The organism is Mucilaginibacter gilvus (genome assembly GCF_004054195.1).
In the GTDB taxonomy this organism is placed as follows: Bacteria; Bacteroidota; Bacteroidia; order Sphingobacteriales; family Sphingobacteriaceae; genus Mucilaginibacter; species Mucilaginibacter gilvus.
Genome location: NZ_SBIW01000012.1, coordinates 339,807 through 352,556, shown reverse-complemented (window position 1 = coordinate 352,556; position 12,750 = coordinate 339,807). Strand labels below are relative to the sequence as shown.

Below are 12,750 nucleotides of genomic sequence, written 5' to 3'. Positions count from 1 at the left end.
ATGAGTAAAAAGATTACAAAAATTTGTTGCATCGGAGCCGGCTATGTTGGCGGCCCTACCATGTCGGTAATTGCACAAAAATGCCCGAATATTAAAGTTACTGTAGTTGACCTTAACCAGGCACGTATTGATGCCTGGAACGATCCGGATACAAACAATATACCTGTTTACGAACCCGGCCTGCCAGAAGTAGTAGCTGAGGCCAGGGGAAGAAATTTATTTTTTTCTACCAAAGTTGACGAAGCTATTGCCGAAGCTGAGATGATCTTCATATCTGTAAATACCCCTACAAAAACGTATGGTACAGGTAAAGGTATGGCGGCAGATTTAAAGTATATTGAACTATGCGCCCGCCAAATTGCGAGGGTATCAACAACAGATAAAATTATTGTTGAAAAATCAACCCTCCCTGTTAGAACGGCCGAAGCGGTTAAAAGCATTTTGCAAAACACCGGTAATGGCGTTCAGTTCCAGATACTATCAAACCCCGAGTTTTTGGCAGAAGGTACCGCTATTGAGGACCTGCACGCGCCAGACCGTATATTAATTGGTGGCGACCCCACCGAAGAAGGCCAGGAAGCCCTGAACGCCTTGGTTGACGTTTACGCCAACTGGGTACCGAGAGAAAGGATATTAACTACCAACCTTTGGTCTTCTGAGTTATCAAAACTTACCGCTAACGCGTTTTTGGCTCAAAGGGTTTCCTCTATCAATGCCTTATCAGAGCTTTGCGAGCACACCGGCGCAGATATCTCAGAAGTGGCCCGCTCTATTGGTACCGATAGCCGCATTGGTCCTAAGTTTTTAAACGCATCAGTAGGTTTTGGTGGCTCGTGTTTCCAAAAAGATATTCTTAACCTGGTTTACATAGCCCGTTCTTACGGCTTACAACAAGTTGCAGATTACTGGGAGCAGGTGATCATCATGAACGACCATCAGAAAAGACGGTTCGGAAACAAAATTATAAAAACGCTTTACAATACAGTATCGGGCAAAAAAATCGCCTTTTTGGGCTGGGCCTTTAAAAAAGACACGAACGATACGCGCGAATCACCTGCAATTTTTGTAGCTGATGACCTGCTTAATGAGGAAGCCAATGTATCGGTATACGATCCAAAAGTTTCTGAAAAACAAATACTGGGCGATCTGAACTACTTACACACCCGAACCGAATCAAAGAACTCAGAATTAATAACGATATTTGACAATGCCTATGATTGCTGTAAAGGCGCCCATGCAATAGCTATTATGACAGAGTGGGATGAATTTAAAACCTACGATTGGGAGAAAATTTATACCAACATGACCAAGCCCGCCTTTGTATTTGACGGCCGTAATGTAGTTGACAGGAAAAAGCTTTTAGAAATTGGCTTTAAAGTGTACACCATAGGTAAATAAGCCACAAGTACGCTTGAGTCGTTCAATTAATTTGATAACAATAAAACGGTTTTGCCATGTATTATACTTGTAGCTTAATTGTTCGGTCGTTTAATGAAGAAAAGCACATTGGCCGGCTGCTGGAAGGTATAAAAAAACAAACTTTATATTCCGAAACGGAGGTTATTTTGGTTGATTCCGGTTCTACGGATAATACTGTAAAAATAGCCCTGGAACACGGCGCGAAAGTAATTTCGATAAAGCCCGAGGAGTTTTCGTTTGGCAGAGCCTTGAATAAAGGTTGTGAAATGGCAGCAGGTAAATACCTGTTATTTGCCAGCGCGCACGTTTACCCGGTTTATACAGACTGGATAAAGAAGATGATCCAGCCGTTTGATAATAAAAATATAGCCCTGGTTTATGGCAAACAAATTGGTAACGAGATTACCAAATACTCCGAAAGCCAGATCTTTAAAAAGTGGTTTCCCGATGATTCTAACTATAACCAGGATCATCCGTTTTGCAATAATGCCAATGCAGTTGTAAGAAAAGAGCTCTGGTTAAACCAGCAATACGATGAAACACTTACAGGCCTTGAAGATTTGGACTGGGCCCGGAAAATTGAACAAAAAGGGCACGTTATTGCTTATGAAGCCGATGCGCCTATTGTGCATGTGCATGAAGAATCGATATCAAAAATAAAAAACCGCTACATGCGCGAGGCGATAGCTTTAAAAAAAATATTCCCGAAACAACATATGAGCCTGTTAGACTTTGTGCGCTTATATGTTGCAAATACTTTTAGTGATTTTGTACATGCCCGGCACGATGGCGTACTGTTTAAAAACGTATCAGAGATAATACGGTTTAGATACATGCAATTTTGGGGCACGTATAAAGGCTTTAAGCATGGCGAAGTAAACACCCGTTTAAGGCAACGGTTCTACTATCCAAACGGTTTACGCAAGAGCTCTACCGAGGAAAGAGAAAACGCTGAAAAAATTGTTTATTTAAAAGGCAACCACGCGGGTTGATCTTAATATCATATCGATATTATCACAATTAATTACCTGATACTTTTCATCAATAAAAAAAATGACAGATAAACATAAGCTTGTTGCTATTGTACCCATGCGCCATTCCAGTGAACGGGTACCAGGTAAAAACTATCGCGATTTTGCTGGTAAACCCTTGTTTCATCATGTAGTTGGTACTTTACTGGAGTGCGAACTTATTGACAAGGTTATTATAGATACCGATAGCCCGACAGTTATTGAACAAACAAAAAAAGTTTTCCCGGAAGTTATCGTATTGGAGCGCCCGGAGCATTTACGCGATGGCAGCATCCCGATGAATGATGTTCTGATGAACTCCATTAACCAGGTACCATCAGAATTTTACCTGCAAACGCATAGTACAAACCCTATCCTATCGGCAAAAACTGTAGCAGCGGGTATCAAAAAGTTTTTTGAAGTGTACCCTATGTACGATTCGCTGTTTTCGGTAACCCGCAAAAACGTGCGGTACTGGGACAGCCTTGCAAGGCCAATAAACCATAACCCAAATATATTGCTGCGTACGCAGGACCTCCCCCCTATTTTTGAGGAAAACTCGTGCATGTACCTTTTCACCAAAGAAATTTTGGCGAAAAAGCACAACCGCATAGGCGACAGGCCCTACTTATTTGAGATGATGGAAGAAGAAGCGCAGGATATTGATGTAGAGCTGAATTTTATAATGGCAGAACTGCTGTACAAACAATTAAACAACATCAAGTAAATGAAAGTTTTAGTAACCTGCCCGCCAATGCTTAGGGCAATTGAGCAATTGAGGCATTATTTTGAAGATAAGGGTTTAGAACTGGTAACACCAAATGTGGTACAGGTTTTAACCGAAGACGAACTTATTGAACTTGTACCTACTGTAGATGCATGGATAATAGGTGATGACCCTGCCACCGAAAAGGTATTTACCGCCGGCAAGAACGGCAAGCTGATAGCCGCAGTAAAATGGGGTGTTGGTGTAGATAATGTTGACTTTAAAGCTTGCGAAAAACTGGGTATCCCTATAGCAAATACCCCGCGCATGTTCGGCAACGAGGTAGCCGATATGGCCCTGGCATACTTTACCGGCCTTGCCCGCGAAAGCTACAAGGTTGACCGTGAGGTACGTGCCGGTAACTGGATAAAGCCTGCGGGCATGTCTGTAAGCGGTAAAACTGTTGCCCTGGTGGGCCTTGGCGATATCGGCCTGGCTACAGCCAAAAGGTTAAAAGCTTTTGATGTTACTATAAACGCTTACGATCCGTTTACCAAGCTAACCGCTGAAGAGGCCGGGGTTGATACCATACTGCCGTTTCCGGATAATTTGGGAGTAGCGGATTTTGTTGTGATCACTTGTGCGCTAACCCCTTCCAGCTACCACCTCATCAACGAGAAAAGCATCCAGCTAATGAAGGATGGCGTAATTATAATCAACGTATCTCGCGGTGGTTTAATTGACGAAACAGCGCTGATCGCGGCTTTAGAAAGCGGTAAAGTAAAATCAGCCGGCTTAGATGTATTTGAAGTTGAACCCCTACCGGCCGATAGCCCGCTGCGCCAGTTTGAGCAGTGCATTTTTGGCACGCACAATGGCTCCAATACCAAAGAAGCGGTAATAAGAGCCAGCCTAAGGGCAATCGAGATTTTGTTTGGATACTTAAACATTAAATAATTGGAAACAAAAAAAACGGTTGTAATAACAGGGGTGCTGGGCGGTATAGGCACCCAGCTGGCACAAACCTTTAAAGAAAACAACTATACGGTAATAGGTTTTGATGTAAAAGATCAGCAATCGCCGTACTGCGATAAGTTTTTCAAATTCGACCTGCACAAATATTGTTCAGATGCAGACTACAAACGCGAAGCCGAAGCAACCTTTGATGTAGAGATCCCCGAGATCTTTGTACTGATCAACAACGCGGCCGTTCAAATATTATCCAGCCTGAGCGAATTACAGCTGCAGGACTGGAATCAAACGTTAAATGTTAATTTAACGGGGCCTTTAATGTTGAGCCAATACTTTTTGGCAAAGTTAGAAAAAGCCAAAGGCTCTATCATCAACATAGCCAGCATACACCACCAGCTAACCAAAAAGCGCTTCGTATCCTATGCAAGCTCTAAAAGTGCGTTGGTGGGCCTTACAAAGGCACTCTCGGTTGATCTGCAGGGCCGCGTACGCGTTAATGCCATAAGCCCTGCCGCAATTGATACCCAAATGCTAAGGGATGGCTTTGATAACAACGAAGCCAAGGTGCAGATGCTTAATGAAATTCACCCAAGCCAGCGTATTGGTAAACCGCAGGAAGTTTCGCAACTGGCCCTGCTGCTTGCCGAAGACAAATTAGGCTTTATTAACGGTGCAAACCTTAATATAGATGGCGGCATAAGCAACGTGCTGAAAGATTTAGATTAATGAGTACATGAACAATTTGAAAAAGAAAATTTTCAAGGTAGTATTACCATTAATAAGTAATTTCTTAAATGTTTTATTTTTTGTTTGGCATAAATTTTTAACCCTAAAAAACATCAATAAGCCGGCCATTTTGCTTTATACCGATTCAAGAGGCTTTAATGTAATTAACAGATGGGGGAAAATCTTTTTCGATTCCTATTTAAATGGCCTAATCAACAATTACAGGGTTACTTATTTTATTTGCCCCGAAAAGTACACTACCATAATTGATTTTTTAGACACGGTGAAGAACCACGACACATCAAAGTATAAAGCTGTAATTCTTCATTGTGGTGTGGTAGATTTTTCGCCAAGGCCCATTAGTAATATTGCTGCGGTGAAAGACAGTAAAAAAAACGACCACTACTTTAGCGACGTATTTAAAGCTAACGAGCATTATTATAGCAAGCCGTTCTCAACTTTATACAAGGGCGAGCCAACCGTTAATTTATATTCAAAGGAGTATTTGCTTAATAAAGTTATGCCGCAGTTGGCAGAAATTAAAAACCTGGTATGGATCAATTCAAACCGGTTTGCTAAAAACTGGGAAGGTAACTTTACTAAAGGCAGGCCCGAAAATATTGGTGAGTTAGTCGGCGATTTTGATAGCATCCTGAATAAGTATTTGAGATGCATCGATTTAAAAGAATGGTCGGACACTGAAATAAAAAAATACACTATCGATAACATCCATTTTACACAAATAGGGTTCGATGAAATTTGTAATAGGACAGTTAACCAAATAAAAAAGATTGATGTTAAAGAAGTTAATTAATAAAGTTTGGGCATCCCCCACTGTGTTAACCTGGGGAAATATGGTAAGCGGGAGTATAAAATTACTTGTACTCACTCCGCTTATCCTGGTTAATTACGACATTAACGAAATTGCGTTTTGGTACCTGTTACTAACAATCAACTCTTTCGCTATAGTAATAGATTTCGGCTTTTATCCAACCTTTTCCAGGGTGGTGTCGTATGTGTTTAATGGTCTGGAAACTTTAACAGATATAGACGGGAAGCAAAAGCATGATGAAAATAAGCCGAACTGGCCTTTGATGGGGCGCGTTTACGGAACAATCAACTCCACTTACCTTTTCATAAGTTTTTTGGTGGTGGTGGTTATATTTTCTTTTACCTACTATTCGTTTAACAGGGTAATTATAAAATCAAGCGAGCCTTCTCAACTTTGGATAGCCTATTATATCTACGGGTTTAGCGTATTTGTAAGCTTCTTTGCAAGGAAATTTGATTCGGTTATCATTGGTACAAATAATATAATATTAATAAACAGGTGGGATATCATAAACAATCTTTTAAGCACGGTAGCATCAGTGCTTGTTGTATTTTTCAAATTCAACCTTATTTACCTGGCAAGCGTTCAATTGCTATTTAGCGTAATATTAGTTTTAAGAGATTTTTACCTGGAGAGATCTATTTGCGACGGAGTCTTCAAAAAGATGAAGTTCTTCTCTTTCGATAAAGAGGTTTTTCTTTGGTGCTGGAACCCAACCTGGCGATCTGGCCTATTAATTTTGTGCTCTACCGGCATAAATCAGGTAACGGGCTTAATATATTCCAATGTTTCAAATGCATCAATGTTAGCCGCTTATCTGCTCACGTTGAAATTAATAACAACTGTTTCGCAATTCTCTCAGGCCCCGTTTTATTCAAAACTGCCTATACTAACCGGGTTACGGATAAAGCATAAAATACAAGAATTAATAACCCTCTCGGCAAGCAGCATGCAAAAAGCGCTTCTGATTTATAGCTTAGGCTTAATTGTACTTATGTTTTTGGGTAACTGGGGCTTAAGCCTTATTGGATCTAAAGCTTATTTGATAGATTACAAAATAATTATTGTTATAGGGCTGGTTTGGTTTTTAGAACGGCATCACGCCATGCACGCACAAATTGTTGTCACCACCAACAAAGTTCCTTTTTATAAGTCAGCCATTATATCGGGGTTAATAAATATCGGCCTCGTGATTTTACTTTTACCAAAAGTTGGTATTTGGGCATTCCCGATAGCACAGGGTGTATCAAACCTCGCCATCAATAATTGGTGGAACGTAAAGCTCTCATTAGATTCTCTAAAAACCGGATTTATGAGCTATTTCTTAAAAAGTGCCGCAATTCCTTTAGCGCTGCTGTTAACGGCGTCTTTTATTAAACTAATTTTACACTAACTAAAATGAAAAATATCTTAAAAAAAATTTTCTATCCTGTATTTTTTACTTTCGTTGATAAACACTCCTATTTTAGTTTTGACAAGAGCCCTAATCTTTTTAAATTATTTTTCTACTCTACCAGGTTTAGGTTAGCATCAAATGGTATTTATCTTACAAAAAACGAAAAATGGTTGGCCTCACTTAAAAATAAATATAAAGGCGAGCGGTGTTTTATAATAGGTAACGGGCCATCGTTAAATAAGATGGATTTGACAAAGCTCAAAAATGAATACACATTTGGGGTAAATGCAATTTATCTTAACTATGAGAAGATGCAGTTCCACCCAACCTTTTACGTAGTGGAAGATTACCTTGTAGCCGAAGATCGGGCATCTGAAATAAACAAATATAAAGGACCCAAACTAAAGTTTTTTGGCTCGTATTTGGATTATGTATTGACGAAAGATGAAAATACAATTACAACCAATGTGTTGCTTAATTACGATGAACCCTTCACTCCGTTTTTCACTACTAATTTAGTGCGTAGTTTAGGGGTTGGCGGTAGCGTAACTTTTATGTGCTTGCAATTAGCGTATTTCTTAGGATTCGAAAAAGTTTATATGATTGGTTTTGATCATAATTACGCCATCCCAAAAGAAGCGAACCTTGACACAAGTACAGTTATAATGTCCGAATCTGACGATGTAAACCACTTCTCAAAAGACTATTTCGGTAAGGGCTACCGTTGGCACGACCCAAAGGTTGACAGGATGGAAATGGGTTTTACAAAAGCCCGGGACGCATTTAAAAAAGATTCGCGCAATGTTTGGAACGCTACCGTAGGTGGACATTTAGATGTATTTGAAAGAGTTAATTACGACGACTTATTCAGTAAATAATTAACATTTATGAATGGAATTTCTGTTATAATTTGCTGTTACAATAGCACCAGTTTATTAGCGCCAACACTGGCGCATTTGGCAAAGCAAAAAACAGATGCCTCTTTAAATTGGGAGATAATTGTTGTTGATAATGCCTCCACTGATAATACATCGACCTTTGCTGCCGAAGAATGGCGCAAATATCAAAGCCCGGCAGATTTTAAAATCGTATTTGAAAGCTCTCCCGGCCTGATGAGTGCCAGGATAAAGGGCAAAAACGAATCGAAATACGATTATTTGATCTTTTGTGATGATGATAACTGGCTTTGTGAAGGCTATGTACAAAACGCTTTCAGGGTTATGGATCAAAATAAAAATATCGGTTTATGCGGCGGCGCCGGAAGCCCTGTGTATGAAATTGACAAACCGGAATGGTTATCAAACTTCATAGCCGAAACAGGCTATGCTATGGGGCCGCAAGGCAGTTCATCAGAAGGGCCGGTTGATAGCGACAGGCCGCTTATATATGGTGCAGGAACCGTGGCAAGAAAAAAACTGTTACAGGATATTTACGCCAACTTCAATCATTCTAACTTACTTTTGTCCGGCCGTAAAGGCACCGTATTGGCCGCAGGTGATGATGCCGCCATCAGTTTTTTTGCATTAATGAATAACCACCAGCTTTGGTACAGCTCGAAGTTACAGTTTAAACATTTCATACCTAAAAAAAGGCTAAATAAAGAATATGCACTAAGAATGTATGAAGGTTTTGGTGCTGCTTCTGCTCACATCAAACTATATCATTCATTTTTACCAGGCACGGGGCCTGTAAAAAAGCTATTTTACGCCCACTGGATAGGGCAATTAATTTTACAAACTATACTTGTGGTTAAAGATTACTTTCTTTTTAAGGAAAAAAGCGCGAAGCCTTTTATAATAAAAATGCAAACAGCTGCTTTAAAGGAGATTGTAAAAAATCACAAAGAATTAAATGATAAAAGAGCTTTTTTAAGCAAATATTACTTGTAATTATCCGGTTAATAAAAACGATCAAAAATGATTTTCAGAATTATTGGCTTTACGCTTATATACCTCCAAATTGAACGTGTTACTGATAATCAGGTTGTACGTTTTTTAACTATTGCCTTTATATTGGGCATTGCTGTGAACGACTACCGAAAAACAAAGCATTTATTTCCTTACAGTGCGGTAGATAAAACTTTAGTTGTTTTTGTTTTAATAACGGTAGTTTCACTTTTAAGAACGGCGTCACCTGTATCAACAACAATTAACGTTATTTACAGTGTAGCAGTTTACTTAACCTATTCGTTTTTCATATTAACAAGCTATGTTTATTTAGTATCCAGCAGGTCACTCGACTGGAAGAAGGTAGTTGCGTATACGATGTTTTACCCCCTGGCAATATTTGTATCATTAAACTTATTGCTTTGGAGCCTCGGAATCAAAATATCCTCATTTGTTGTTATAGAAAATACAACTGAAGCTGTAATGCTATCGAAATTCGGTATACATATACAACGGGTGATCTTCCCGTTATCGGGCGGTGGGTTAAATACCTATGGTGACATCGTTGGGGCTTTGTTATTAGTTGTATTGGTAATGACCATCCAAAAACTAAAATTAATAAACATTTTAGTTATTTTTATTGCGTTGGCATCTATCCTTTTAGTTGATGACAGATCCTTTTTATTCAATGCCATTGTAGGATCATTCATCATGTATTATATAAGCAAAACAAGGCTGTTCAAATACTCTAAAATTATGCCTGTTTATTTAATTGCTGCACCATTTCTCCTGTTATATTTGCTACCTATAATATATACTTCCGTATCATCGTCGTTGTTGCGTACCGATGAAAAAGAAAGCCTTGCAAGGGTACTGGTGTGGACTAAATCTACTGAAGTTCTCTCCGATTTCCGGTGGATGGATGTAATTGGATATGGCGAATATGGCCACTACAGCTCGGGAGCTTCTAAGTTGTGGGCTTATTTTTTCAAAGATTGGGCACGTCCAAATTATATAAGCCCACACAACACGTTTTTCTCTACCGTTTACGACATAGGTTATATTGGCGTCATTGTTACTTTTATGCTGATCAGAAAATCAATTATTTATGCAATAAGGCTGTGGAAGATGGGGGGAGAGATGTTTTTACCGCTGCTTATTGTTGGCTTTTGGTGTTACTATTTATTAAGCAGCGCTACCGAAACCTTAAACGGCTTCTATTCGCCCGGTATGATCTATTTATTTCAAAGCGTGCTCATTATTTCTGGGTTTAGTAAATATGAACGGACATTTACAATTCAAACCGAAACAGTTTACCAATAATTTATTACTGTTATGAATTCAAATCCATTAGTATCTATAATAACCATTGTATACAATGGCGAGCGTTTTTTAAACAAGTGCATTGATAGCATCAGGGATCAGTCCTATAAAAACATAGAGTATATTGTAATTGATGGAGGTTCCAAAGACGGCACCCTTGATATCGTGAAAACCTACTGCAACCTTGTGAAGGTGCTGGTTTCTGAAAAGGATGAAGGCATCAGTGACGCTTTCAATAAAGGTATAGCCAAAGCCACAGGTGAAATTATAGGGATATTAAATTCCGACGACTTTTTTTACCCGGATACTATTGAAACAGTGGTAGATTTCTACAACAAGAATGAGCAAAAAAAAGGGATCTATTTCGGCGATATCAGGTACTTTGATGACGACATGAGCTATATACGGATTTCCGACCTTTCCAAAATGTGGAAATATATGTCGCTTAATCATCCGTCGGTTTTTGTTACCGGCAACGTTTATAAAGAAATAGGCACATTTTCCAAGGAATATAAATACACCATGGATGTTGAGTTTTTACACCGGGCTTTAAGCAAACAAGTTCCGTTTTATTACATCAACAAAAGTCTGGCTAATTTTAGATTGGAAGGAACGAGTGATTTGCATTACAAGGACATGTACAAGGAGTTTTACAAATCAGTACAAACATATAACGACCAGGGCCTTAGTACCCGGTTTTGGTACCGATGGTCGGTATTTAAAAAAGACGTGTCACAAACCAGCATAGGCCAGTTCTTTTATAAAAGGAAACATCTGTTAGCTCCCCTATTGTCAGGAAAGATAGCAAAAGGATAAACTCAAGCTATGAAAAGAAATTTCAATATCTTTCAGGACTGGAGTACTAACAAAGGGTATTTTAAAGGTCAGCTGGTTCTGTTGCTATTTAGATCTGCAACTTTGGTAAAATCAAATATTATATTAACCGTCCTGTTTTGTTGGTATTTGTTATTCTACAGATTTTTTGTTGAGTGGGTTTTAGGCGTAGAACTTTCATGGAATTTAACCGCTGGGAAAGGATTGCAATTATTCCACGGCCAGGCATTAATAGTAAATGGTAATACTATAATAGGAGAAAATTGCATTTTAAGGCACTCTACAACAATAGGTAATAAGGGGGAAACAGAATTTAGCCGATTAGACAGCCCCATAATTGGAAACAACGTAAATATAGGTGCCAACGTGTGTATTCTTGGCCATATAACAATTGGTGATAATGTTAAAATAGGCGCCGGCTCAATAATAACAAAAGACATTCCCTCTAATTGTATCGTGGTTGGTAACCCGGCACGCATTATAAAGAATAACTAAATCTAAAATTCGCAATCCCATTTTATGCCTAAAAAGTTAAAAATCCTGGTGGTTGGCCAAACCCCTCCTCCATACGGCGGCCAGGCAATAATGATTGATCACATCGTTAGAGGCGAATATGAAAAAATAGAAATCTTTCACGTCAGGATGTGTTTTTCGAAAGAAATGAACGAAAAAGGATCGTTTAACTTTTACAAATTCACCCATCTGTTCGAAATAATTTTAAAAACCTGGTACCTAAAGTTTAAACACAACATAAAAGTATTGTACTATCCTCCAAGTAATGCACCTAAAACAAGTGTATACCGAGACATTATTATATTATTACCTACCAGGTTTTTATTCAAAAAAACAATATTCCACTTTCATGCTGCCGGCCTGTCAGAAGAGTATTTTTCATTTAACAAATGGGGCAAATACCTAATTAACTTGGTATATAACAAGCCGGAGCTTTCTGTAGCTAATTCGCGTTTCAATCCCGATGACGGGTTATTTTTTCAATCAAAAATAAATTCATTTTTGGCTTATGGCATTCCCAACACTTACCCTAAAGATACCAAAAAAGTATTTTTTGACGGAAACGGAGTTTTAAACATATTATTTGTTGGATTATTAAATTCAACAAAGGGCGAAGGATTTTTATTAGAGGCAGTTGGCTTATTGGTTAACAAAAACTATAAGATAAAACTTAGGATTGCCGGCGTGTTTGAAACTGACGATTACAAGGAAAAGTTCTTCGCACGGGTGCATGAACTTAAAATGGAAGATCATTTTGAGCATTTGGGGGTGATCACAGGCGACTCTAAAAATCAGGCGTTCTTAAAAGCCGACATTTTTTGCTTTCCCAGTTTCTTTGTATCAGAATCATTGGGAGTTGTGATACTGGAGGCTATGCAATATAAATTACCGGTGATAGCAACACGGTGGCGCGGTATACAATCCATCGTGGCCGACAACGAGTCTGGCTATCTGGTTGATATAAAAAACGAACATCAAATAGCTGACAAAATTGAATATTTAATTAATCATCCGGAGATAATTAAACAATTTGGAATAAGAGGTAATGATCTGTTTTATGAAAAATATTCTTTACCCGTTTATTTGAAGAGTATCGAACATGAATTTTATAAGCTAAATAGTTAACGACTTCC

13 protein-coding genes are annotated in these 12,750 nt (G+C 38.8%); all 13 read left to right on the top strand.

The window, feature by feature from the left end:
* The 13 genes from EPL05_RS21295 (at nt 1) to EPL05_RS21235 (ending at nt 12,742) form a co-directional block, all read left to right on the top strand.
* Nucleotides 1-1,398 (top strand): UDP-glucose 6-dehydrogenase, encoded by a 1,398-nt coding sequence (locus EPL05_RS21295; RefSeq protein ID WP_128536011.1) that lies wholly within the window; start codon nt 1-3, stop codon nt 1,396-1,398.
* A 56-nt stretch (nt 1,399-1,454) separates the two neighbouring features.
* Nucleotides 1,455-2,411 carry a glycosyltransferase family 2 protein gene (locus tag EPL05_RS21290; RefSeq protein ID WP_128536010.1) on the top strand — a complete coding sequence of 319 codons (957 nt, stop codon included), beginning with the start codon at nt 1,455-1,457 and terminating at the stop codon, nt 2,409-2,411.
* 61 nt (nt 2,412-2,472) lie between these two features.
* Complete coding sequence (locus EPL05_RS21285; RefSeq protein WP_128536009.1) at nt 2,473-3,156, top strand: acylneuraminate cytidylyltransferase family protein; 684 nt, start codon at nt 2,473-2,475, stop codon at nt 3,154-3,156.
* The gene (locus EPL05_RS21280; RefSeq protein WP_128536008.1) at nt 3,157-4,092 is read left to right on the top strand and encodes a phosphoglycerate dehydrogenase; all 936 of its coding nucleotides are present in this window, start codon (nt 3,157-3,159) and stop codon (nt 4,090-4,092) included.
* Nucleotides 4,093-4,833, top strand: a complete 741-nt coding sequence (locus EPL05_RS21275; protein WP_128536007.1) for an SDR family NAD(P)-dependent oxidoreductase — start codon at nt 4,093-4,095, stop codon at nt 4,831-4,833. It begins immediately after the preceding gene.
* Between the two features lie 283 nt (nt 4,834-5,116).
* Entirely contained in the window at nt 5,117-5,647 is a 531-nt protein-coding gene (locus EPL05_RS21270; protein ID WP_166727776.1) for a hypothetical protein, read from the top strand.
* The gene (locus EPL05_RS21265; RefSeq protein ID WP_128536005.1) at nt 5,628-7,058 is read left to right on the top strand and encodes an MATE family efflux transporter; all 1,431 of its coding nucleotides are present in this window, start codon (nt 5,628-5,630) and stop codon (nt 7,056-7,058) included. Before EPL05_RS21270 ends, EPL05_RS21265 begins: the two co-directional genes overlap by 20 nt.
* A gap of 5 nt (nt 7,059-7,063) precedes the next feature.
* Nucleotides 7,064-7,939, top strand: coding sequence for a 6-hydroxymethylpterin diphosphokinase MptE-like protein (locus EPL05_RS21260; protein WP_128536004.1), 876 nt, complete (start codon nt 7,064-7,066; stop codon nt 7,937-7,939).
* Between the two features lie 9 nt (nt 7,940-7,948).
* Nucleotides 7,949-8,950 carry a glycosyltransferase gene (locus tag EPL05_RS21255; protein ID WP_128536003.1) on the top strand — a complete coding sequence of 334 codons (1,002 nt, stop codon included), beginning with the start codon at nt 7,949-7,951 and terminating at the stop codon, nt 8,948-8,950.
* A 27-nt stretch (nt 8,951-8,977) separates the two neighbouring features.
* Nucleotides 8,978-10,270 (top strand): O-antigen ligase family protein, encoded by a 1,293-nt coding sequence (locus EPL05_RS21250; RefSeq protein WP_128536002.1) that lies wholly within the window; start codon nt 8,978-8,980, stop codon nt 10,268-10,270.
* A gap of 12 nt (nt 10,271-10,282) precedes the next feature.
* Nucleotides 10,283-11,086: a glycosyltransferase family 2 protein gene (locus EPL05_RS21245; RefSeq protein WP_128536001.1), complete on the top strand. Its 804-nt coding sequence runs from the start codon at nt 10,283-10,285 to the stop codon at nt 11,084-11,086.
* A gap of 9 nt (nt 11,087-11,095) precedes the next feature.
* Nucleotides 11,096-11,599 carry a serine acetyltransferase gene (locus EPL05_RS21240; RefSeq protein ID WP_128536000.1) on the top strand — a complete coding sequence of 168 codons (504 nt, stop codon included), beginning with the start codon at nt 11,096-11,098 and terminating at the stop codon, nt 11,597-11,599.
* 24 nt (nt 11,600-11,623) lie between these two features.
* Complete coding sequence (locus tag EPL05_RS21235; RefSeq protein ID WP_128535999.1) at nt 11,624-12,742, top strand: glycosyltransferase family 4 protein; 1,119 nt, start codon at nt 11,624-11,626, stop codon at nt 12,740-12,742.
* Nucleotides 12,743-12,750: the final 8 nt, after the last annotated feature.

What these genes read in the sequence shown, in the direction of transcription:
- EPL05_RS21295 (WP_128536011.1), top strand. Translation starts at nt 1, where the DNA reads ATGAGTAAAAAGATTACAAAAATTTGTTGCATCGGAGCCGGCTATGTT.
- EPL05_RS21290 (WP_128536010.1), top strand. Translation starts at nt 1,455, where the DNA reads ATGTATTATACTTGTAGCTTAATTGTTCGGTCGTTTAATGAAGAAAAG.
- EPL05_RS21285 (WP_128536009.1), top strand. Translation starts at nt 2,473, where the DNA reads ATGACAGATAAACATAAGCTTGTTGCTATTGTACCCATGCGCCATTCC.
- EPL05_RS21280 (WP_128536008.1), top strand. Translation starts at nt 3,157, where the DNA reads ATGAAAGTTTTAGTAACCTGCCCGCCAATGCTTAGGGCAATTGAGCAA.
- EPL05_RS21265 (WP_128536005.1), top strand. Translation starts at nt 5,628, where the DNA reads ATGTTAAAGAAGTTAATTAATAAAGTTTGGGCATCCCCCACTGTGTTA.
- EPL05_RS21260 (WP_128536004.1), top strand. Translation starts at nt 7,064, where the DNA reads ATGAAAAATATCTTAAAAAAAATTTTCTATCCTGTATTTTTTACTTTC.
- EPL05_RS21255 (WP_128536003.1), top strand. Translation starts at nt 7,949, where the DNA reads ATGAATGGAATTTCTGTTATAATTTGCTGTTACAATAGCACCAGTTTA.
- EPL05_RS21250 (WP_128536002.1), top strand. Translation starts at nt 8,978, where the DNA reads ATGATTTTCAGAATTATTGGCTTTACGCTTATATACCTCCAAATTGAA.
- EPL05_RS21245 (WP_128536001.1), top strand. Translation starts at nt 10,283, where the DNA reads ATGAATTCAAATCCATTAGTATCTATAATAACCATTGTATACAATGGC.
- EPL05_RS21240 (WP_128536000.1), top strand. Translation starts at nt 11,096, where the DNA reads ATGAAAAGAAATTTCAATATCTTTCAGGACTGGAGTACTAACAAAGGG.
- EPL05_RS21235 (WP_128535999.1), top strand. Translation starts at nt 11,624, where the DNA reads ATGCCTAAAAAGTTAAAAATCCTGGTGGTTGGCCAAACCCCTCCTCCA.